This window comes from Coprococcus phoceensis, from assembly GCF_900104635.1.
GTDB lineage: Bacteria > Bacillota > Clostridia > Lachnospirales > Lachnospiraceae > Faecalimonas > Faecalimonas phoceensis.
This window is the reverse complement of the sequence record NZ_FNWC01000007.1, coordinates 2,295,251-2,317,408: the sequence shown is the minus strand read 5'-3', so window position 1 is coordinate 2,317,408 and position 22,158 is coordinate 2,295,251. Positions and strand designations below refer to the sequence as shown.

Genomic DNA, 22,158 nt, shown 5'->3' with positions numbered 1-22,158 from the left:
AGCGCAATCTTTTTTAATACCTAGACTTGTGATTCGCTCTTTATAATTTTCTTGAAATTAATATAAAACAACGTGGCAGTTGTGAGAATTGCAATGGCATCTGCAATTGGTTCCGCCAAAAAGACTGCTTTGACATTGTCCTCCATGAATGCCGGCAAAATATAAATAAGTGGAATCAGCACAAGTATCTTTCGGAATACGGCAAGGAATGCACTGATTTTAGAATTTCCGAATGCGATAAATGTTTGCTGGCAGGAAACCTGAACGCCCATAAGGAAGATACATGCCAGATAAATGCGAAGCGCCCATTGTGACAATTCTGCCAACTGCGGATCGCTTGTGAATATAGATACAAATATCGACGGCGCAAACTCGGCAATGAGCCAAATGATTGTGGCATAGACAACACACGAGATGGTCTGCAGTTTGAATGCCTGCTTGATTCGGTCTATTTTTTTCGCACCATAATTATAGCTGATAATCGGTTGACCACCCTGAGTGATTCCCTGCAGTGGAAGCATTGCAAACTGCATGATGCTTGATAGAATCGTCATGGCGCCGACTGCCAGGTCACCTCCGTATTTCAGCAGAGAAGAATTAAAGCAAAGAACAAGCACACTTTCAGTAGCCTGCATTGCAAATGGAGCAATTCCGAGTGCTGCGCAAGGTAAAAAGACAGAAGCTTTTATTTTTAAATTTTTCTTCTTGATACGAAGAATCGTGTTTTTGCCACATAAGAATTTCAGCGCCCAGACAGCACTTAACGCCTGTGAGAGAACGGTGGCGACAGCAGCGCCTTGTACACCCATGTTGAAACCGAAGATGAAAATAGGGTCCAAAATAATATTTGTGACAGCGCCGATAATGACTGTCATCATACTAATCGTAGAAAATCCCTGTGCGGAGATAAAGGCATTCATTCCTAAAGTAAGCTGTACAAAAATCGTACCGATAGCATAGATTGTCATATAACTTTTGGCGTAGGAAATTGTATTTTTACTGGCGCCAAATAAATAAAGCAGCGGTTCTTGAAAAACCAGCACAGTGACCGTTAGAATAATGGAGGCAATGACCAGCGCCGAAAAACTGTTTCCCAAAATCTTTTCGGCAGTGTCATTGTCTTTTTTTCCCATGTAGATACTGGCTCTTGGCGCACCGCCCATTCCCATCAGATAAGCGAATGCGGAGATGATCATAATAATCGGGAAACAGACACCGACCCCTGTAAGTGCAGTGGAACCAACTTCCGGAATGTGTCCGATATACATACGGTCAACCATATTGTAAAGTGCGTTGACTACTTGGGAAGTAATAGCCGGAACTGCCAGAACAAGTAAAAGATGTCGGACCGGTTCATTCCCTAAGTCTACTTCTCTAGACATTGTTTTTTTCATGTTGTGTTTCATTCCTTTCTTTAAAACGTGTCAAAATTTTCGTCATTGTAGTTTCAACCTGTTGAAGTTCTTCTTTGGAAATACCTTGTAAAACTTCATTGTTCATCTTTGTGAGTTCCTCGTTCAGCTTTTGAATGACAGGAGCTGCCTGAGGAGAAAATGAAAGTCGCTGGATACGTTTATCAGCGTCATCTTTTGCACAAATAATGTATCCTTTCTCAACTAATGCATCAATACTCCTGCTGATCAGCCCTTTGGATACGCCGAGAATCGTACATAACTGACTGCTTGTATTGATGGAGGGATTATTGGAAAGAAGAATCAGGATGGAAATTTCATTTGGAGAAAAATTCTCATTTGTAAATTTCAAATTCAATTCATTTGCATATACTCGGCGAATTTGATTAAAGTATCCGAGCATCTCTTCCACGGTTTGTCTCATATCCACCTCCGATTTCAAAATAGTTTACTTGTAAACAAAATATAGTATAGAACTGAATGCAAAACGTGTCAATGCGTTATTGAACAATTTTATTGATAATTTGTCTTGACTTATAGGATAAAATTAGATATTATAAACACAGGTTAGAAATAACTAACTCAAGGAGGAAATATGAGCAGAGAAATATTTGAAATCGTTCAGGGAATGGATTTGAAAAATATCGAGACGCAATTGGCATTACAATGTGCGCCGCTTATCACAGGATTAAAAATTTCTAATATGTTGATTGTTTCAAATGAAGATGAAAAATTAGTGCGGGCAATTTTAAAAAGAACAGGTATTTCTTGCTATCGTCTTTTACAGAATGAAAAGAAGATCACGCTTCTTTTGTTCCGCAGAAATCAATTGGAGAAATTTTTGGAGAGAGAGGATGTAAGCGAGGTACTCCGCGAAGAAGGGTATGTCGAAATCCAGCTTGGAAGAATCCTCAGTATTTTTCAGATGCGCTATCGGGCATATATGAATGGTTCAAAAATATTTCCGCATGAGATGGGGCTGCTTTTAGGGTATCCGGTGGAAGATGTGACTGGTTTTATGGTGCATGGAGGAAAGAATTCTCTGTATTCCGGATATTGGAAAGTTTATGCAGACGTCGCAAAAAAACTTGAGATTTTCAAGCAGTTTGAGATGGCAAAAGAGATGCTCATCCGGCTTGTTTCAAGCGGTGTCAGTATGGAAGAAATTATAGGATATTATAATGAAAATATACTGCAGACAGCGGTGGTATAGGAGGTATGAAAGATGAGCAGAATCAATGTTGTATATTGGTCACAGACAGGTAACACAGAAGAGATGGCTGAGGCAATCGGAAAAGGAATCACACAGGCAGGAGGAGAAGCAGTTGTATCTGAAGTTAGCGCAATTTCTCCGGATGCTTTGAAAGATGAGAAGGTGTTCGCTCTTGGCTGCCCGGCAATGGGAGCAGAAGTGCTTGAGGAAGCTGAGATGGAACCGTTTGTCGAAGCAGTAGAAAGCTTTGCGGCAGGCAAGAAAATCGCGTTGTTTGGTTCCTACGGCTGGGGAGACGGAGAATGGATGCGTGACTGGGTAGAGCGTATGCAGAATGCAGGAGCAGAGATTGTAAACGGAGAAGGTTTGATCTGTCAGGAAGCACCGGATGATGAAGTGCTTGCCGCGTGTGAAGAACTTGGAAAGCAGCTTGTGCAATAGAGGGAAAACAGGGCGTCGCAAGAGGTGACGACGTCCTCTTCTGAAAAGAAAGGAGATTTCTATGAGTGTTGTGATTGTTGGCGGACATGACCGTATGGTCTGTCAGTATAAAAAAATATGTAAAGGGTATAAATGCAAAGCGAAAATATTTACGCAGATGTCGGCAAACTTAAGTGAGCAGATCGGAAGTCCGGATTTACTGATTCTGTTTACCAACACAGTGTCGCACAAGATGGTAAAATGCGCGATTACCGAGGCGGAAAAATGTAATGCAGAAATCGTGCGCTGCCATACAAGCAGCAAAAGTGCGTTGAATGAAATTCTTCAAAATGCATGCGTGGGATAATGAAAATCTAACATGAGAGAGTTGTTAGTTGAGTGAATGAAAATGCTCGGACGAGGTGAAACGGTCCGGGCATTTTGCTGTACTTAAGGTAGAAAAATTTACAACGTTATGGTAATATTGGGGTGACTGGTTTTAATGAAAAATAGAGGTGCAGATATGGAAGAAACAGGAATTGACGGAGAAGTTTTGAGAGAAATTTGTGATTTGGCAGAGAAATATCATATTCAAAAAGTGATTTTGTTTGGTTCACGAGCAAGAGGCGACTTTAAGAGAACAAGTGATATTGATTTGGCGGTAGAAGGTGGCGAAGTGGAAAGTTTTGCGAATTGAAAAGAGAAGTGGAAACAAGATGGCTTTAGATTACACATATTTTTCCGGCGTAGAAGATGGCATCTCATCTGCATTTGAAAAGTTAGCAGAAGTTTTTGAATATCAGGTGTTTGAGCTGTGTGTCGGTGAAGAGTATCTGATTCCTTATATGATGAATGACGCGGTGGAGAATTATTTGATTTTAAAAGGCTGTCAGATGACAGGAAGCTATCTGCGCGATGATGCGCTTGAAGTGAGTGGAAAACTTGCAATCGAGGAAGACAGGTATGTCTTGAGTGTGAGGCAAGGGGAGGAAAATGCATTCACGCTCTGTTTTCAGGAACTTGAAGAAAAGATACAGTGTTTTCAGTATCACAGGATTGGTCATTTCTGGGTAGAGGGGCAGGAGCATTGGAGACAGCTTGTCTATATCATTGGGACAATTTATGAGAAATACAGTTATCTGGGAGAGCGCTATTGCAATGAAGGAGAGAAAGCACTGATGCGGCTTGTTGAATTTCCGCCGTTTCGAATGTGGTCACCAGTTCACGAATCATTGGAGGATAAATATCCGGCGACTTATGAGGGGATTGACTGTATGGAGCGGCTTGCAAGAAAAGCGGATGACCGTGGATATATAAAGTGGATTCGTCTTTACCGGAGATTTCCGAGTCGAGTACTCGAGAGGCTGCTCGGGAGGAGGCTTTTGAGCCCGAAGAGGCAGAAACTATATGAGACCATTTGTCAGGAAGTGCAAGCGGCATCGGAAATTTATCCGCAGCGGGATTACGGTGAGGAGTTGAATTGTAGGATTCAAAAGAAGAGAACAGAAATTCATGCGAAAATGCTTGAAGATGGATTTGAGGGAATGTATCCGGAATACTATAAGAAACAGATGCAGATTACTGTCACGGAAGAACATCCATTTACCGTATCGATGTTGGAATTTGAAGATTTTGTATTTCGTGTGCAATTCATGGTATCAAAATGTGGAAAACATGTTAAAATAGGAAAAAACTGTGGATTTTTTCGCGGATTAGGAAGAATAGGACAGATTGAAAGGGAAGAAACATGAGAAAAAAGGAATTAGCCTTGGAAGTAATAGAACGTTTGAAAAAGGAATATCCGGATGCAGACTGCACACTTGACTATGATGAAGCGTGGAAGCTGCTTGTCGGTGTCAGGCTGGCAGCGCAGTGTACCGATGAGAGAGTTAATATCGTTGTGGGAAAATTATACGAGAAATACCCGGATGTGAACGCATTGGCGGCTGCAGATGTGGATAAGATTGAAGAAATTGTAAGACCGTGTGGATTAGGCAAGAGCAAAGCGCGGGATATCAGTGCGTGTATGAAGATTTTGCGCGATGAATATGATGGAGGAATTCCGAATACGTTTGAAGAGTTATTAAAATTGCCGGGCGTCGGAAGAAAAAGCGCGAACCTGATTATGGGTGACGTATTCGGGGAGCCGGCGATTGTGACAGACACACATTGTATTCGTCTTGTAAATCGCATCGGGCTTGTCAAAGATTTGAAAGAACCGAAAAAAGTAGAGATGGAATTGTGGAAAATTATTCCGCCGCAGGAGGGGAGCGATTTCTGCCACAGACTTGTCTATCACGGGCGTGATGTCTGTACCGCAAGGACGAAGCCGCACTGCGAGAGATGCTGTCTGGAAGATATTTGTAAAAAAGCAGGGGTAAAGTAGCAGGGTGTCTTGCAAAGAATGAGTGAAATATAGTATCATCAGAGAAAAGCGGTTTAGCAGCCGATAATTATGAAAATAAGGAGAAAATAATATGAGTCAGGAAGTTTTAGCAGTAGTAGCAGGAGAAGAGATTACACAGGCAGAGTTTGATGCGTTTTTACAGGGGGTGCCAAGAGAGCAGCAACCGTATCTTTCCAACCCACAGTTCAGAGAACAGTGCTTGGAACAATTGATTGCATTACATATGTTTGCGAAAAATGGCGAAGAGATGAAGTTAGAGGAAACGGAAGAGTTCAAAAAACTGGTGGAAAATGCAAGAAGAGATATTCTTGCACAGATGGCTATGAGAGAGACTTTGAAAGATGTTGTGGTATCGGAAGAAGAAATCGAAGCTTACTATGAGGCAAACAAACAACACTTCACAAAAGGAGACACTGTCAGTGCAAAACATATTTTGACAGATTCTGAGGAAAAATGTAACTCTATTTTAGAATCCATCACAACCGGCGAGAAAGAATTTGAGACAGCAGCGAAAGAATTTTCAACATGTCCATCAGGAGCGAAAGGCGGAGACCTTGGAGAATTCGGACGAGGACAGATGGTAAAAGAATTCGAAGATGCGGCATTTGCAGCGGAAATCGGACATGTAGTCGGACCGGTAAAGACACAGTTTGGATACCATTTGATTAAAGTGGAGAAGAAAAATGAAGCTGCGGTTGCGCCACTTGAGGAAGTGAAAGAGACAATTAGAAGAACTTTGCTTCAGCAAAAACAAAATGAAGCATACAATGCAAAAGTAGAAGAGATGAAGAAAAAATATGTAAAATAGCAGATATTGCTGTTTGGGGTTGGGACGTAGTAAAATTGAATTTTATTACGTCCTAATTTATTGTAATTAAGCATTATTTGTATTATAATAAATAATACTTAATTTGACATAAGAGAGGTGATTATATGATTTTGTCATTGGACATGGGAAGCGAGGTTCCAATCTATGTGCAGCTGCGGAATCAGATTGTAACAGGGATTGGGAAGGGAGAACTGGCAGTAGGGGAGCGGCTTCCGACAGTCCGTCAGCTTGCGCAGGATGCAGGAGTGAACGTGATGACAGTCAATAAGACTTATCAGTTGTTAAAGCTAGAAGGATTTATCGAGATTGACCGGAGAAAGGGTGCGACTGTTTGCCCGATAAGGGAGACTCAGGATTACTTTCGGGAGAAATTGGAGTCTGAGTTAGAACTACTTTCGGCAGAAGCAAGTATAAAAGGAATGAGTGAGGATGAGTTTCTTAAGGTTTGCAAGAAAATGTTTCAGATGATGCATCCGGTACTGATGGAGGAGGTATGATTATGGAAGTGGCAATTATCATGTTAGTTATTTTCCTGTTTATGGACATCATGGTCGTCGGGATTGGTATGCTTGCATATGCGGGAAAAGAAGAGTATAGTGAGGGAATGCTTTTTGGTGTGCATATTCCAAAAGAAAAAGTGGACGAGAAAACAGTGCGGGACATGGCGGAGATATATAAAAAGAAGTACAAAAAATTTCAGCACTGGAACATGATTTTGGGGATATTGGTGTGTGGGTTAGCATTTGCCGGTATAGGGATTTTTGTGATTGTCTGGACTGTCTGGCTTACGGAATATATTGTCGGTCTCTATTGGATTGTCTATGGGACACATCGGAGAATGTATAATCTGAAAGTGCAGAATGGATGGGTTATGGAATCGGCAAAACAGATTATTTATGTGGATACGGAAGTGTCTGCTCATGTAGACAAAATGCCGTTGCCGAAAAAGTGGTATCTTGTATTCTTTTTCCTGACTTGTGCAGTCATGCCGTTTCCTGAGATGAAAGCATATCTGAGAGAGGAGAACATCGCTTGGGTGTTGTTTGGGAGTGCAATAGCTGTGAATCTGTGTTTCTTTGTCTTGCACTGGTGGATTGAGTGCAGACCCACTGTTGTATACAGCAAAAATAGTCAGGTGAATATGACACTGAATCAGTTGATAAAACGGACTTGGACAATATGCCTGCTTGTGTGCACCGCAGTAAATACGGCAGCATGGCTGTATGTTTCTGTCCGTATGATGCAAAATCAATGGTTGACATCGGCTGATTTTTGCATATACATCTTGCTGCAAGTAACTGCCGGTGCAATTTTACTGGGAGGTTTATGTTGGATTTTACAGAAGAAGAAAGAAATAATGTCAATCGATACCGAAATAATTGAGACGGATGACGATGTGTATTGGAAAAATGGCTGGTACAGCAACCCGCATGACAAAAGGTTGTTTGTTCAGGATCGTATGTGTGGTATGAATTATTCGATGAATATGGCGAAGAACTCGGCAAAAATTTTCACAGCGGTAATTAGCGCTGTACTTATAGGGTGTGTTATATGGGTTGCGGCTATTTTAGTAGAGTTTGCTACTACGGAGGTGACAGTCCGCATGGCAGGTGGTAAGATGGATATACGGGCAGCCTCCTATGACTGCCAGATTCAATCGGAGCAAATTCTTTCTGTAAAACTGCTTGATGAGATGCCGGAAGATAATTTTTACAGAAGCAATGGAGGAGATACAGAAAAATTTCTAATAGGGCATTTCAGAGGAAAAGAAACCGGAAAATGTATGATGTTTTTATATAAGGAAGAAACTCCGATTATAGAGATTCAATTAGAAGATATGACCGTATTTTTAAATAGTGAAAATAAAGAAGAGACAGAGGAGTGGTATGATTATGCGAGAAACAGTATTGTTGATTAATTTTCAAGATGAAAAGCAGTTACGTGATTTAAAAATGATTTTATTTACGTTGAAAATTCGAATGAAGAAGGTAGAAAAGAAAGAGTATTTGCAGCAGATAGGATGTCTTGCAGGGCTGAAGGACATGGAAGCGACAACAGAGTGTTATGAGGGAGAAGAACTGCAAAAAGAGATGATGGTATTTGCGGGAATTCCAAATCAAAAGCTGGATCAGATACTTTTCATGATGAGAAAAAATGGTGTGAAGCGAGTAGATTATAAGGCGATTCTGACAGAGACAAATAAAACATGGACGATTCCGGAGCTTTATGAGGAAATTTCAAAAGAGCATGAGCAGATGCACAAACAATCATAAGCAGCACAAAAGGCAGCCTATTCGGCTGCCTCTTCCGTTTCTGATGTGACATCTGCATTTACACGTGGTTCTGTCACAGTGACAACAGTGGAATCTAAATCTGTCATCAAATCTATATTCTGATCTTTGGCGATTTCGAGATCTTTTACTCGAATGGTATCCCCGACTTTTAAGTCACCAACATCAAGTTCAATTTTTTCAACTAAAGATGCAGGCAGGGCTTTGTAATTGATTTCATGAAGCATCTGTTGTGGAATTCCTGCGACAAGCTTACTTTCGTTGATGAGATGAATTTCAGCAGAAGAATGTACCTTTTCAGAGCTTACAAGTGCCTGAAAATCGATTTCTTCCACGAAACCTTTCAGTGGATTGTAATCTACTTCTTTAATGAGGGCATCATAAGTTTTGCCTTCCAGTTGAAGTAGGACTCTTCCACCTTTCCCTTCGGATTTCAGGAGACGTTCGACTTCGCCTTTTTCCATTTTCAAAGGAATGGATTCTTTCAGTTCACGGCCGAAAATACATCCGGTCACAAATCCTTCTTTTCTAAGTGCTTTGGCTTTGATTGACATGTTACGTGTTTCAGCTTTTAAAGTATTCATTTACCTTTTCCTCCAATCACTGAATCGTACTTAGCAAGCCTTCAACTTTGTAGTTCATATTGCAAAGAGGTTTTGTTAAGTGTATTTCCTTGTTACAGTTTCAGTATACACCTCTTGTCAAGAGGAAGAGAAAAAACATAGTGATAGTTGATGATAAAATTGCTGAAAGTATTTTGAGGTTTGGTTGAAAAATACGAAAAATTGTTGTGTTGGAATTGACATGAGTGGTGGAAATAGACTATAATCATAAAATGTATCTATTGACATTAGTACATGTTATACCAAAATATGAAAAGGAGAAATGTTATGAAGAAGAAACAAGTGCAAAGACTGGCTGCTTTTTCAATGGCAACAATGATGGCGCTGCAGGGATTTCCTGTAAATGCATCAGGACAAGTTCAAGTTCGCACAGATTCGGACACACAGATGAGCTCAGACAAAGAAGTTGTGTATGTCAATACATATGACACGTCAAAAAGAGTTCATGATTTTGATGCGAACTGGAAGTTCTATTTAGGTGATGCGGAAGGCGCAGAACAGACTAATTTTGATGATTCTTCCTGGAAGACAGTATCAGTTCCGCATGACTACAGTATTGAGCAGGAGTATACACAGTCAGGAGAGGCTGAAAGTGGATATCTTCCGGGTGGTACAGGTTGGTATCGGAAACATTTTACATTGACAGAAGATATGAAAGACAAAGAAATCCGGCTTGATTTCGGCGGCGTTTATATGAACGCAACTGTGTGGGTGAATGGAACACAGGTTGGAACGCATCCATATGGATATACTCCATTCTCATTTGATATTACAGAGCATGTAAAAGCGGGAGAAGAAAATGTTATTACAGTAAAAGTTGATCATCAGACACCATCCAGTCGTTGGTATTCAGGAAGTGGTATTTATCGAAGTGTTGATCTTACTGTAATGGATAAAGTTCATGTGGATTTAAATGGGACAAAAGTTACAACACCAAACCTTGCGAAAGAAAAAGACGGCAATGTGAATATGGATGTTGTGACAACGGTTGCAAACGAAGGACAAGATACAAAAGAGGTTACACTTGTACATACTTTGCGTGAAAAAGGTGGAAAAGATGCAGTGGCAACAGTTACTACAGAAAAACAATCTGTAGAAGCTGGAAAAACAGCAGACATTTCTGCAAAATTGCAAGTAAACAAACCAAAACTGTGGGGTCTGGGTGAGAAAAACGCACATTTATACACAGTAACAACAGAAGTTAAAGTAGACAATAAAGTAGTGGATACTTATGAAACAGATTATGGTTTCCGCTATACAGAACTTGATACAAAGACAGGATTTTCTCTGAATGGAGAAAAGGTGAAATTAAAAGGTGTATGTATGCATCATGATCAAGGAGCTCTTGGTGCAGAAGCACAGCGTCGTGCAATTGAACGTCAAGTAGAGATTTTGCAGGAAATGGGATGTAATTCTATCCGTGTAACACATAACCCAGCTGCAAAAGAATTGATTGAAATATGCAATGAAAAAGGTGTGTTAGTAATCAATGAATTATTTGATGGATGGCATAAAGCGAAGAATGGTAATGTAAATGATTACGCAAAATGGTTCAATCAACAGATTGGAGCAGAAAATCAAATTGTTGATGGCAAAGCAAATATGACATGGGCTGAGTTTGATTTGAAATCAACAATCGATCAAGGGAAAAATGATCCATCTATTATTATGTGGTCACTTGGTAATGAAATTAGTGAAGGCGCCAGTGAAGGTGGTTACTATGATATTTCCAAAAATCTTATTAAATGGGCACGAGAAGTAGATACTTCAAAACCTTTGACAATCGGAAGTAACAGAGTAAAAGGTGTTATTGGACAAAGTAATAATGAGCACATTAAGATTGCAAATGATTTAACAGCTGTTGGAGGAATGTCAGGAACAAACTATTCAGGTGGCAACAATTATGATGCGTTGCATCAGGCATATCCTGATTGGTTCTTGTATGGTTCAGAGACAGCATCAGCAGTAAACAGTCGAGGTGTATATACAACGAAAGCCAATGCGTCTCTTGATAAGGACAAACAGCTTACATCTTATGATAAATCGAAAGTAAACTGGGGAGCCTTGGCGAGTGAAGCTTGGTATGATGTTATTAAAAGAGACTTTGTTGCTGGTGAATATGTATGGACTGGATTTGATTATATCGGAGAGCCAACACCGGCTAACAAAATCAATGCAGGAGCTGCAACATCATGGCCATCACCAAAGAACTCTTACTTTGGTATTGTAGATACAGCAGGTCTTCCAAAAGACAGCTATTACTTCTATCAGAGCCAGTGGAATGATGATGTGAAAACATTACATATTTTACCAACATGGAATGAAGACAGTCTTGTAAAAGATAATCAAGGTAACGTGGAAGTTGTTGTATATTCAGATGCGGCAAAAGTAAAACTTTACTTGAATGATAAGTTGATTCAAGAACAGACATTTGAAGAACATACAACAGGTGCTGGTTATAAATATCAGACAGTTAAGGGCGGAAATGGACATCAAAGTATGTATATGACATTTAATGTTCCTTATAAAGCTGGAACGTTAAGAGCAGAAGCATATGACAAAGATGGCAGAAAGATTGAGAACACAAAAGGTCGTTCTTCAGTAACTACGACAGGTACAGCGGCTAAATTGGATGCAACTGTAGATCGCAACAGTATTACGGCAGATGGAAAAGATTTATCGTACATCACGGTAGATGTGAAAGATGCAAATGGAAACATCGTTCCGACAGCAAACAATAATGTAAGATTTACAGTAGAAGGTGCTGGTACATTAGTTGGTGTGGACAATGGAAAACAGGCAGATCATCAGTCATATCTTGATGACAACAGAAATGCATACAATGGTTCACTTGTTGCAATTGTACAGTCAACAAAAGATGCCGGAAAGATTACAGTAAAAGCAGAATCTGAAGGTTTGACATTAGACACTGTTGAGATTACAACAACAGAAGTGAAAGATGAAACAGTAGATAAAACTCAAGTTGACAGCTTCTATATGTCAAAACACTATTATGTAAAAGCAGGAAACAAAGTAGAGCTTCCGGCAACGATTAAAACTCGTTTCAAAAACGGGACAGAACAAGATCTTTCTGTGAAATGGGATGAGGTTACAGAGACAACGGGAAGCTTTGTTGTGAACGGTGTAGTAGACGGAAAATATAAAGTGTCTGTTACAGTAAATGTCATTGATCAATTAGGTGGATTGATGAACTATTCTGCAACAACACCGAAAGGAACAGAACCAAAACTTCCAACAGCAAGACCTGCAATTGCACAGGATGGAACAGTTCTGAACGTTTCTTTCCCTGTTACATGGGAGACAGTGGACAAAGCAAAATATAATGAAGTTGGCATTGTTACAGTAAATGGTACATCGAATGTTTTAGGAACAGCGATGAAAGTAACAGCATCTATCCGCGTTCAGGAAGAAACTTATGAAATTGTGGGTTCTGTAGATAATCCTTCTAAATTAACGCAGGATATTGAAGAGGGAAAACAATCCGATACATTGGAAGCGGTTTGGGATGGAAAAACAGAGATTGCAGATAATACAAATGGTGGACCAAATCCAACTGCATGGACAAACTATGCAAACTCTCAAGCTGGAGATACTACAGCAGAAATTACATTCCAGTATGCAACACAGCAAGTAATCGGAGAAGTAACAGTTCACTTCTTTAAAGACAATGCATCTGCACGTTATCCAAAAGCGAACACAACAAAACTTTATGTGAAAGCAAATGACGGTGATGACTGGCAGGAAGTTGTGGCAGAAGAAACAATTGGAAATGAGAACGGACGCGTCAAACCGTATACATATAAGTTTAATCCGGTGGGAGCAACATTATTTAAAGTTGCAGTTACAAACAGTGATGAAGTATTGACAACAGGGCATAAGCCATGTACAGGTATTACTGAAATCGAAATTAAAAAAGCGGTTGGTTCTTATAAAACAAATGCAACTGCAAAATTTGCTTCACTTGAAGTAAATGGAAAAGCGTTATCAGCAAAAGAACTTGAAGCAAATGCATACTACACATTAGATGAAACAGCTACAGTAAAAGCGGTTGGGGCAGATAATGCGGCAGTAACAGTATTGCCAGTAAACAACAAACAGATTCCTATTTTAATAGAATCAGAAGACCATAGAACAAGAAATACCTTTGTTATTTATTTGGGACAGGAAAAACCATTATTACCAGATGATGACAGTAAAGATTATCCAGTTGAGAAATTGACAGCAATTTCAGGAAGTCAATATTTGCCAGGAACTGCAAATGAAGGTCCGGATGATTTCATATTAGATGGAAGAGCAGACACACACTGGCATACAAATTGGAGCACAACAGAAGGACAGGATATTAATAAACGTTGGGTTGGAGTAAGCTTGAAAGAAGCGGCAGAAGTAAGTGCTGTTCGTTATTTACCAAGAAGTGGAAATGGTGCTGTTACAGAGTACAAAGTGCAGTATCGTGCAACGGATGATGGTGAGTGGAAAGATTTGGCGAACGGCAGATGGGATAATCCAACAACAGGCTGGAAATTAGTAACATTCCCAGCGGTAAAAGCAAAACAAGTTCGTCTGATTGGTGTCCATACTGCAGCGGATAGTGGTGCTGACGCTCATATGGCAACAGCGGAATTCCGTGTCGTTGCAACTGGAGAAGTAACTCCTCCAGAACCAGAAAAACCAGAAGTGAAACCGGGAGAAGATTATCCGGTAGCAAATATTACAGAAACAGCCGGAAGTACACAGGTTGGAAACGAAGTAGAAAAAGCATTTGACGGAAAAACAAATACATGGTGGCATACATCATGGAATCCGGCTTCTACAGCAGATCAATTGTGGTTTACAATGGAATTAAAAGAAGCAGCTACATTGGATCAGCTTCGTTACTACCCAAGATATGAGGGTGAAGATTTATTGCAAGGACAGCAGAATGGATTTATCAGCAAATACAAAGTAGAAGTCAGCATGAATAACAAAGAGTGGACAAAAGTTGCTGAAGGTACATGGGAAGCGAAAAATGGCTGGTTAACAGCTGACTTTAAGAAACCTACAGAGGCAAAATATGTTCGTATTACAGGTGTTGAAACATTGTCAAACGGCGAAGCAAAGACATCTGATATGGCGATTGCGGAACTTCGTGTTCGCGTAGCGAAAGGCGAGGAGCCTGAAAAAGTAGATAAGACAGCGTTAAATGAAGCAATCAAAGCAGCGGGAAGCTTGGAAGAATCTAACTTTACTCCAAATAGCTGGAAAGAATTCAAAAAGGCATTTGATGCAGCGAAAGCAGTTGCTGACAATAAAGATGCTACACAGACGGAAGTAAATGAAAAGCTGGCAGCTCTGAATGCAGCAAAAGAAGCACTTGTGAAGAAGGCAGATAAAGCAGAGCTTAACAAAGCAGTTGAAGAAGCTGGAAAATTAAAAGAAGCTGACTACACATCAAGCAGTTGGAAGGCTTTCAAAGAAGCATTAGAAGTTGCTAAAACAGTACAAAAAGATGAAAATGTATCTCAAGATTCTGTGAAAGCAGCGGTGGATGGATTGAAAGCGGCAAAAGAAGCACTTGTGAAGAAAGCTGATAAGACAGTGCTTAATAAAGCGATTGAAGAAGCTGAGTCATTGAAGGAAGCTGATTATACAGTAGAAAGCTGGAAAGCTTTTGCACAAGAATTGGCAGATGCGTATAGTGTAAGCAGAAACGATGATGCGACACAGGCAGAAGTGGATGAAGCATACAAAGCATTGACAGAGGCACAGAGTGCCTTAGTTGAAAAAGAAGAACCATCTGTTCCGGAAGATGTTAATAAAGATGAAGCACAAAAATATTATGATGCTTGTCTTGGACATTATGTGAAAGATGAGTACACAGCGGAAAGCTGGAAGGTTTATGCAAATGCTATGGAAGGTTTAAAAGCAGCGCTTGCTGATGAGAATATTTCAAAAGAAGATCTTCAGGCAGCAGTTGATGCGGTGGAAAAAGCGGTGAAAGGATTGGAAAAAGTTGGAACACCAACACCAGAACCAACACCGGATAAGAAACCTGGACAAAAACCACAGCAGAAACCAGAACAAAAACCTGCAAAGACAGGTGATAACATGTCAACAGGTGCAATTGTAGGAATCGTTGTTGTGGCAGTTCTTGCAATCGGAGTAATTGTTGGAGTAATTATCAACAAGAAACGAAAAAAATAGAATATTAAAAAAATATTAAAAAAAGAGTGGTAAGCACAATGGAGTGTTTGCCATTCTTTTTTATTGTGGCTATATTGATGGAGAAGGCGAAGAACGATAGGTAAATTGGATAAAATATGAAAAAATATTCTTGTTAAATTGACATAAATAGTGAAATGATACTATAATGAAAAAAGATACAAATTCATATTCGTATATTATTACAAAAAAGGAAAGGAAGTAGGCTATGAAAAAGAAAAAAGTGACAAGTATTGGTGCGGTCGCTATGGCAACGATGCTCGCTGTTCAAGGTATGGGGCTTCCAAGTTCAGTACTTGCAGCAGACAAGCCGGTTGTTATGAGTTCAGACTCGAACACACAGATGAGTTCTGAGAAAGAGATTGTTCATGTGAACCAATATGGAAGCAAAACAGAACGTTCTCAAAACTTTGACAGTAACTGGAGGTTTTATTTGGGCGATGCTTCGGGAGCAGAACAACCAACATTTGATGACTCGCAGTGGAGACAATTATCATTACCTCATGATTATAGTATTGAGCAGGAATACACACAGGCAGGAGAAGCTGAGAGTGCTTATCTCTTAGGTGGAACAGGCTGGTATCGCAAGAACTTTACGCTCGATAAAGCAATGGAAGGAAAAGAGGTAAGACTTGATTTTGATGGTGTTTACATGAATGCGACAGTTTATGTGAATGGTCACAAAGTAGGTACACATCCTTATGGATACACAGCATTTTCTTTTGATATTACAGATTATGTCAAAGTTGGAGAAGTGAATACAATTGCGGTAAAAGTAGATCACAAAACTCCATCTAGCCGTTGGTATTCAGGAAGTGGTATTTACAGAAGTGTGCATTTGACAACGATGGACAAAGTACATGTGGATTTGAACGGAGTAAAAGTTGAGACTCCAAAATTAGCTGAAGGAAACCAAAACACAAACATTAAAACGAAAGTTTTGAACGAGTCTGGTGAAGAAAAGGCTGTTACTGTGACTCACACAATGTTTGAAAAAGGAACGGATAAGAGCGTTGGAACAGTAACTACAGACAGCAAGACGGTTGCAGCAGGACAAAGTGTTGATGTTGAAGCCACGATGAATGTAACTGGTGCAAAATTATGGAGTACAGAATCTCCAAATCTCTATACAGTTCGCACAGAAGTGAAAGTGGGAGATGCGGTAGTAGATACATACGAGACAGATTATGGATTCCGATATTTTGCGTTTGATACAGAGACAGGATTCTCTTTGAACGGCAAAAAGGTAAAACTGAAAGGTGTATGTATGCACCATGATCAGGGAGCATTAGGTGCGGAAGCCAATAGACGTGCTATTGAACGTCAGGTTGAGATTCTTCAAGAAATGGGATGTAACTCAATTCGTGTGACACATAACCCAGCGGCATCTGCTTTGATCGATGTTTGTAATGAAAAGGGAATCATTGTAATCGATGAGTTCTTTGATGGCTGGATGTTCCACAAAAATACGAACTCCAACGATTATGCGACATGGTTTAATCAAGCGATTGAAGAAGGAAATGAAATTCTTGGTGCAGAAGATGGAATGACATGGGCTGAATTTGACTTGAAAGCAACAGTTGGAAGAGGACAGAATGCGCCTTCTATCATTATGTGGTCTCTCGGAAATGAAATTCAAGAAGGAGCCGGTGGAAGTGGATACGATGAAAAAGCGGCAGAATTGATTCAATGGGCGAAAGAAGTTGATGATACAAGAATTCTTACAATTGGAAGTAACGCTGTAAAGAACGGTGGTTATGAGCATGTTCAGATTGCAAACCAGTTGACAGAAGTAGGCGGTGCATCTGGAACAAACTATTCTGGAGGAGCTAGTTATGATAACTTGCATAGACTATATCCAAAGTGGAATTTATACGGCTCTGAGACAGCATCTTCGGTAAACAGCCGTGGTGTGTACACAACGAAACGGAATAATACTTTAGATTCAGACAAGCAGTTGACTTCTTATGATAAATCAAAAGTTGGCTGGGGAGCATTGGCAAGTGAAGCTTGGTATGATGTTATTACAAGAGACTTCGTTGCCGGTGAATATGTATGGACCGGATTTGACTATCTCGGAGAGCCAACACCTGCAAATGGTACAGGACCGGGAGCGGTAGGTTCTTGGCCATCTCCAAAGAACTCATATTTCGGTATTGTAGATACAGCAGGGCTTCCAAAAGACAGCTACTATTTCTATCAGAGTCAGTGGAACGATGATGTGAATACATTGCATGTACTTCCTACATGGAATGAAGATAGCTTGATAAAAGATGTAAGTGGAAAAGTTGAAGTCGTTGTATATTCTGATGCTGCTAAAGTTGAGTTGAAACTGAATGGAAAAGTAGTTGGAACGCAGGAATTTGAAAAGACAACAACTGATGCTGGATACACTTATCAGACTGTAAATGGCAAGAGTGGACATAATAATATGTATATGACATTCCAAGTTCCATATGAAGCAGGAACATTGGAAGCAGTTGCTTACAATGAAAAAGGCGAAGTAATTAAAAATACAAAAGGACGTTCTGTTGTAAAAACAGCTGGAGAAGCGAAAAAATTGCAAGCAGCAGCTGACAGAAAAGAAATTTCTGCAGACGGAAAAGATCTTGTGTATGTTACAGTGGATGTGACAGATAAAGATGGAAACATTGTTCCAAAAGCAAAGAACAATGTGAAATTTGATGTAAAAGGCGGTACATTAGTAGGTGTTGACAATGGTAAACAGGCTGATCACCAGTCATATCAGGATGATAACCGCAATGCTTACAATGGTTCTTTAGTTGCAATCGTTCAGTCAGACAAAAAAGCGGGAGAAATCTCAGTGACTGCAAGTGCGGAGGGATTAGATCCTGCAACTGTAAAAGTGAATGAAAAGGCATCTGCAGAAACAGAAAAATATATTGAAAGTTTTGAATATGCAAAAGCATATTATGTAAAGACAGGTAAAAAACCGGTTCTTCCAGCTAAGGTTAAAGCAAATTACTCTGATGGAACATCGGCAGAAGTTGATGTGAAATGGGGAGAAGTGACAGATGAACAGGTAAGTAAAGCAGGAAGCTTTGTTGTAAGCGGAACAGCAGAAGGTTGTACGGTCTCAGTTGTAGTGAATATGATTGATGAAGTTGCGGCACTGTTGAACTACTCAACAACAACTGTTCAGAATACAAAACCGACACTTCCGGCTTCAAGACAGGCGGTTATGGCAGATGGAACAATCCTTTCAGCAGCATTCCCAGTAACTTGGGAAGATAAGGAAGCATCTGCATATGCAAACAAAGGAGAAGTTGTTACTGTAAACGGAACTGCAGATGTATTTGGAACAGAGCTAAATGTAACAGCATCTGTACGTGTGGCTGAAGAGACAATTGAGATTGGAGACAGTGTATCCGGAGCAGCAAAATTAACACAGGATATTGCACAGGAAGACCAATCTGATACATTAGATGCAATCAAGAACGGAAGCACAACAATCGGTAATAACAGTGATGGCGGTCCGAATGAAGACTGTTGGAGTAACTGGGCAAACAGTACTCAAAAAGGTGATAAAGATGCGGAAATCACATTTGAATATGATACACAGCAGAGAATCGGACAGATTGTGATTCATTTCTCAAGAGACAATGGAGCAATGAAATTCCCAGCAGCCGGAACAACAGAGATCTATGTTTCTGAGACAGGAAAAGAAGAAAGCTGGACGAAAGTAACAGCTACTGAAACAATTGGTGCAGAAAATAATCGTGTGAAAGCATATACATATGAGATTGCACCTACAACAGCAACATTTGTGAAATTCAAAGTAGTAAGTCCGGCAGATAATCAGTGTGTTGGTATTACAGAAATTGAATTAAAGAAAGCGGTTGGTGCATTTACAACAAACACAACTGCAAAACTTGCAGAAGTGAAAATTGCTGGAAAAGCAATTCCGGAAGCTGCACTTGCGTTGAGCAGCTACTCTACACCAGAGACAGATGCAAAGAAAGTGGAAGCGAAGACAGCAGACAATGCAGCATTGACTGTATTGCCGGTACAAGATAACGTAATCCGTATGATTATAGAATCAGAAGATCATAATGTAAGAAACAGATTTGAAGTAAGACTTGGCGAAGCAGAGTCAATTCTTCCGGGAGATGACAGTCGTGATTATCCAGTGGCACAGATGGCAGTAACAGCTGCAAGTGCATTGGAACCGGCAGTGGGAAATGAAGGACCAGCAAGATTTGTATTAGATAATAATACAGCTACATACTGGCATACAAATTGGAATACAACAGAAGCAACAGATGTTGCAAAACGTGCCATTACATTAGAGATGCAGCCAAAGAGCAAAGGAGACTATCCAACTGTAGATGCACTTCGTTATTTGAGAAGACAAGGAAATTCTCAAAACGGTGCTGTTACAGAGTACAAAGTAGAATGCAGTATGGATGGAAATGCGTGGGAAGTTGTTTCTACAGGCAACTGGGACAAAGATAATGCGGATTGGCAGCTTGCATTATTTAACAAACCGGTAAAAGCAAGATATGTACGTCTGACAGGTGTTCATACATATGCAGATAGTGGAAATGATGCGCATATGTCTGCATCAGAACTTCGTGTCAGAACAACAGGTGTAGCAGTAGATCCAGAACCACAGCCAGGAAAGACAGAAATTTATGATCCAAGCAAAACAACTGCAACAGCAGGAAGTACACAGGCAAACTTTGGACCTGAAAAAGCGTTGGATAATAACATGGGAACATGGTGGCACTCATCATGGAATCCAGAAGGTGGAAGCCTTGCTGAAAATCTTCGTTGGTTCCAATTAGAACTCGAAGAACAACAGACAGTAACAAAATTAATCTATACTCCAAAAAACGGTAATACTCAGGACGGTGGAGAAAAGAATGGAACAGTAACAAAATACCGTGTAGAGTGCAGTGATGACGGAGAGACATGGAAGTCTGTTTCGGAAGGCGAGTGGCCGGTAGAAGACGGAGCAAAAGAGGCAGTATTAAAAACTCCTACAACAACGAAATTTATCCGTTTGGTAGGTGTAGAAACATATGGCGTTGGAAACCAGACAAATAAATTTATGAGTGCAGCTGAGGTTCGAGTAGAAGTTCAGACAGCTGAGACACCGGATCCGACACCGAAGGAATTCTCGGTAACATTTAATATTGACGGAACAACTCAGGTTGTGAAAGTAGAGGAAGGAAAAGCAATTGGTGATAAACTTCCGGCAGACCCAACAAAAGAAGGTTACACATTTGCAGGATGGAATACAAAAGCAGACGGAACAGGCGAAGCAGTGACAAAGGATACTGTAGTGAGTGAAGATATGACAGTATACGCGGTATTCAAAGAAAATGCAGCACAGTTCACAGTTACATTCAATGTAGATGGAACAACACAGGAAGCTGTAGTGGAAGAGGGAAGCGCAATCGGGGATAAACTTCCGGCAGATCCGACAAAAGACGGATACACATTCGTAGGCTGGAATACAAAAGCAGACGGAACAGGCGATGCAGTGACAAAAGATACAGTCGTAAACGCAAATATGACAGTATACGCAGTGTTTGAGAAAAACGAAGAGCCTGAAAAAACAGACAAATCAAACTTGACTGCATTGATTGAATACGCAAACAGCCAAAAAGAACAAGAAAAGTACCAGTGGGTTGTTAAAGCTGTAAAAGAAGCGTTTGAAAAAGCGCTTGCAGATGCTGAGGCAGTCAATGCAGATGAAGCTGCAACACAGGAACAGGTAGATGCAGCTTACGAATTACTTCTTAGCAGAGTACATCTCCTTGGATTTATCGGCAACCCGACAAATCTTAAAGTGACACTGGATCTTGCGAAAAAGACTTCGACAGAAGGAAAGACAGAGGAATCTGTAGCAGTATTGAATGCGGCAATCGAAAAAGCAGAGGAACTGCTTGCATCAGGAAATGCACTTCAGGAAGAATTAGACGCAATGGTTGCAGAACTGAAGGCGGCAATTGAAGGTTTGAAGGATGAAGCTGTAGTGGAAGTTGATAAAGCGAAGCTTCTCGAAATGATTAAAAAGGCAGAAGGCTATGACCTTACAAAGTATACACCTGTCACAGTAGAAGGATTGAAAGCAGCCCTCGCAGGAGCGAAGACAGTATACGACAATCCGAAAGCGACTCAAAAAGAAGTGGACAGCGCGTATACAAGCTTGCAGCAGGCAATCTTTGCTTTGAGACTGATTCCGAATAAGGATGCTTTGGAAGACTTGCTGAAAGAGACAGAAAAACTTGATTTCTCATTGTATACAGCAGAAAGTGCAGAGGCAGTGCAAAAAGCATACGACAAAGCATTGGCAGTATTTAACGATGAGAATGCAGATCAGGCGGCAGTAGATAAAGCGGCAAAAGATTTGAAGGTTGCAAAGGATAACTTGAAAGCGAAAGCCGAGCCGGACAAAAAGCCTTCAGAGGATAAAAAATCAGATCAGAAGGCTGCAAAAACAGGAGATAACATGTCAACAGGAGCAGTTGTAGGAATCGTTGTTGTAGCAGTTCTTGCAATCGGTGCAATTGTTGGTGTGATTATCAGCAAAAAGAGAAAAAAATAAAAAATAAATCGGCATATTGAGAAAATCGATATAAAAAAATAAGACTTGACGCCCATTCGCTGGTATGGTACACTGTACTAGCGAATGGAAGTAGGTCTTTTTTTTATGCCTAAAATTGGGCAGTCTCGCAAACTGCCATGTAACACGTAAAAGAAATAAATAAA

14 protein-coding genes and 1 pseudogene are annotated in these 22,158 nt (G+C 40.3%); 12 read left to right on the top strand and 3 right to left on the bottom strand.

Going from position 1 to position 22,158, the window contains the following annotated elements:
• Positions 1-20: 20 nt before the first annotated feature.
• Both BQ5364_RS14580 and BQ5364_RS14575 read right to left on the bottom strand, forming a co-directional pair.
• A complete protein-coding gene (locus tag BQ5364_RS14580) occupies positions 21-1,394 on the bottom strand; it encodes an MATE family efflux transporter (RefSeq protein ID WP_071144533.1) in 1,374 nt (457 codons plus the stop codon).
• Positions 1,375-1,836, bottom strand: coding sequence for a MarR family winged helix-turn-helix transcriptional regulator (locus tag BQ5364_RS14575; protein WP_022251044.1), 462 nt, complete (start codon positions 1,834-1,836; stop codon positions 1,375-1,377). The genes BQ5364_RS14580 and BQ5364_RS14575 overlap by 20 nt, the downstream gene beginning before the upstream one ends.
• Positions 1,837-2,007: 171 nt before the next feature.
• Between BQ5364_RS14575 and BQ5364_RS14570 the strand changes: the two genes are divergently transcribed.
• From BQ5364_RS14570 to BQ5364_RS14525, 10 genes and pseudogenes are all read left to right on the top strand, one after another.
• Positions 2,008-2,625, top strand: coding sequence for a DUF3793 family protein (locus BQ5364_RS14570; protein ID WP_022251043.1), 618 nt, complete (start codon positions 2,008-2,010; stop codon positions 2,623-2,625).
• 12 nt (positions 2,626-2,637) lie between these two features.
• Positions 2,638-3,066, top strand: coding sequence for a flavodoxin (locus BQ5364_RS14565; protein ID WP_071144532.1), 429 nt, complete (start codon positions 2,638-2,640; stop codon positions 3,064-3,066).
• Between the two features lie 61 nt (positions 3,067-3,127).
• On the top strand, positions 3,128-3,412 hold the full coding sequence (locus BQ5364_RS14560) for a DUF2325 domain-containing protein (RefSeq protein WP_004612853.1): 285 nt from the start codon (positions 3,128-3,130) through the stop codon (positions 3,410-3,412).
• Between the two features lie 156 nt (positions 3,413-3,568).
• Positions 3,569-3,736, top strand: a pseudogene (locus BQ5364_RS14555) (nucleotidyltransferase family protein); the annotation flags it as partial.
• Positions 3,714-4,796 (top strand): DUF3878 family protein, encoded by a 1,083-nt coding sequence (locus BQ5364_RS14550; RefSeq protein ID WP_136017832.1) that lies wholly within the window; start codon positions 3,714-3,716, stop codon positions 4,794-4,796. The pseudogene BQ5364_RS14555 and the gene BQ5364_RS14550, both read left to right, overlap by 23 nt.
• Positions 4,793-5,431: an endonuclease III domain-containing protein gene (locus BQ5364_RS14545; protein WP_004612848.1), complete on the top strand. Its 639-nt coding sequence runs from the start codon at positions 4,793-4,795 to the stop codon at positions 5,429-5,431. The genes BQ5364_RS14550 and BQ5364_RS14545 overlap by 4 nt, the downstream gene beginning before the upstream one ends.
• Positions 5,432-5,522: 91 nt before the next feature.
• Positions 5,523-6,260 (top strand): peptidylprolyl isomerase, encoded by a 738-nt coding sequence (locus BQ5364_RS14540; RefSeq protein ID WP_071144531.1) that lies wholly within the window; start codon positions 5,523-5,525, stop codon positions 6,258-6,260.
• Between the two features lie 125 nt (positions 6,261-6,385).
• On the top strand, positions 6,386-6,778 hold the full coding sequence (locus BQ5364_RS14535) for a GntR family transcriptional regulator (protein WP_071144530.1): 393 nt from the start codon (positions 6,386-6,388) through the stop codon (positions 6,776-6,778).
• A gap of 2 nt (positions 6,779-6,780) precedes the next feature.
• Complete coding sequence (locus BQ5364_RS14530) at positions 6,781-8,199, top strand: hypothetical protein (protein WP_071144529.1); 1,419 nt, start codon at positions 6,781-6,783, stop codon at positions 8,197-8,199.
• The gene (locus BQ5364_RS14525; protein ID WP_071144528.1) at positions 8,174-8,554 is read left to right on the top strand and encodes a DUF3783 domain-containing protein; all 381 of its coding nucleotides are present in this window, start codon (positions 8,174-8,176) and stop codon (positions 8,552-8,554) included. Before BQ5364_RS14530 ends, BQ5364_RS14525 begins: the two co-directional genes overlap by 26 nt.
• 17 nt (positions 8,555-8,571) lie before the next feature.
• Here the strand turns inward: BQ5364_RS14525 and BQ5364_RS14520 are convergent, their stop codons facing one another.
• The gene (locus BQ5364_RS14520; RefSeq protein ID WP_071144527.1) at positions 8,572-9,156 is read right to left on the bottom strand and encodes a 50S ribosomal protein L25; all 585 of its coding nucleotides are present in this window, start codon (positions 9,154-9,156) and stop codon (positions 8,572-8,574) included.
• A 306-nt stretch (positions 9,157-9,462) separates the two neighbouring features.
• Between BQ5364_RS14520 and BQ5364_RS14515 the strand changes: the two genes are divergently transcribed.
• Both BQ5364_RS14515 and BQ5364_RS14510 read left to right on the top strand, forming a co-directional pair.
• Complete coding sequence (locus tag BQ5364_RS14515; RefSeq protein WP_235837179.1) at positions 9,463-15,399, top strand: discoidin domain-containing protein; 5,937 nt, start codon at positions 9,463-9,465, stop codon at positions 15,397-15,399.
• Positions 15,400-15,625: 226 nt separating this feature from the next.
• A complete protein-coding gene (locus tag BQ5364_RS14510; protein WP_071144525.1) occupies positions 15,626-21,994 on the top strand; it encodes a discoidin domain-containing protein in 6,369 nt (2,122 codons plus the stop codon).
• Positions 21,995-22,158: the final 164 nt, after the last annotated feature.

What these genes read in the sequence shown, in the direction of transcription:
- BQ5364_RS14540 (WP_071144531.1), top strand. Translation starts at nt 5,523, where the DNA reads ATGAGTCAGGAAGTTTTAGCAGTAGTAGCAGGAGAAGAGATTACACAG.
- BQ5364_RS14525 (WP_071144528.1), top strand. Translation starts at nt 8,174, where the DNA reads ATGCGAGAAACAGTATTGTTGATTAATTTTCAAGATGAAAAGCAGTTA.
- BQ5364_RS14520 (WP_071144527.1), bottom strand. Translation starts at nt 9,156, where the DNA reads ATGAATACTTTAAAAGCTGAAACACGTAACATGTCAATCAAAGCCAAA.
- BQ5364_RS14510 (WP_071144525.1), top strand. Translation starts at nt 15,626, where the DNA reads ATGAAAAAGAAAAAAGTGACAAGTATTGGTGCGGTCGCTATGGCAACG.
- BQ5364_RS14515 (WP_235837179.1), top strand. Translation starts at nt 9,463, where the DNA reads ATGAAGAAGAAACAAGTGCAAAGACTGGCTGCTTTTTCAATGGCAACA.
- BQ5364_RS14570 (WP_022251043.1), top strand. Translation starts at nt 2,008, where the DNA reads ATGAGCAGAGAAATATTTGAAATCGTTCAGGGAATGGATTTGAAAAAT.
- BQ5364_RS14580 (WP_071144533.1), bottom strand. Translation starts at nt 1,394, where the DNA reads ATGAAAAAAACAATGTCTAGAGAAGTAGACTTAGGGAATGAACCGGTC.
- BQ5364_RS14565 (WP_071144532.1), top strand. Translation starts at nt 2,638, where the DNA reads ATGAGCAGAATCAATGTTGTATATTGGTCACAGACAGGTAACACAGAA.
- BQ5364_RS14535 (WP_071144530.1), top strand. Translation starts at nt 6,386, where the DNA reads ATGATTTTGTCATTGGACATGGGAAGCGAGGTTCCAATCTATGTGCAG.
- BQ5364_RS14545 (WP_004612848.1), top strand. Translation starts at nt 4,793, where the DNA reads ATGAGAAAAAAGGAATTAGCCTTGGAAGTAATAGAACGTTTGAAAAAG.
- BQ5364_RS14530 (WP_071144529.1), top strand. Translation starts at nt 6,781, where the DNA reads ATGGAAGTGGCAATTATCATGTTAGTTATTTTCCTGTTTATGGACATC.
- BQ5364_RS14560 (WP_004612853.1), top strand. Translation starts at nt 3,128, where the DNA reads ATGAGTGTTGTGATTGTTGGCGGACATGACCGTATGGTCTGTCAGTAT.
- BQ5364_RS14575 (WP_022251044.1), bottom strand. Translation starts at nt 1,836, where the DNA reads ATGAGACAAACCGTGGAAGAGATGCTCGGATACTTTAATCAAATTCGC.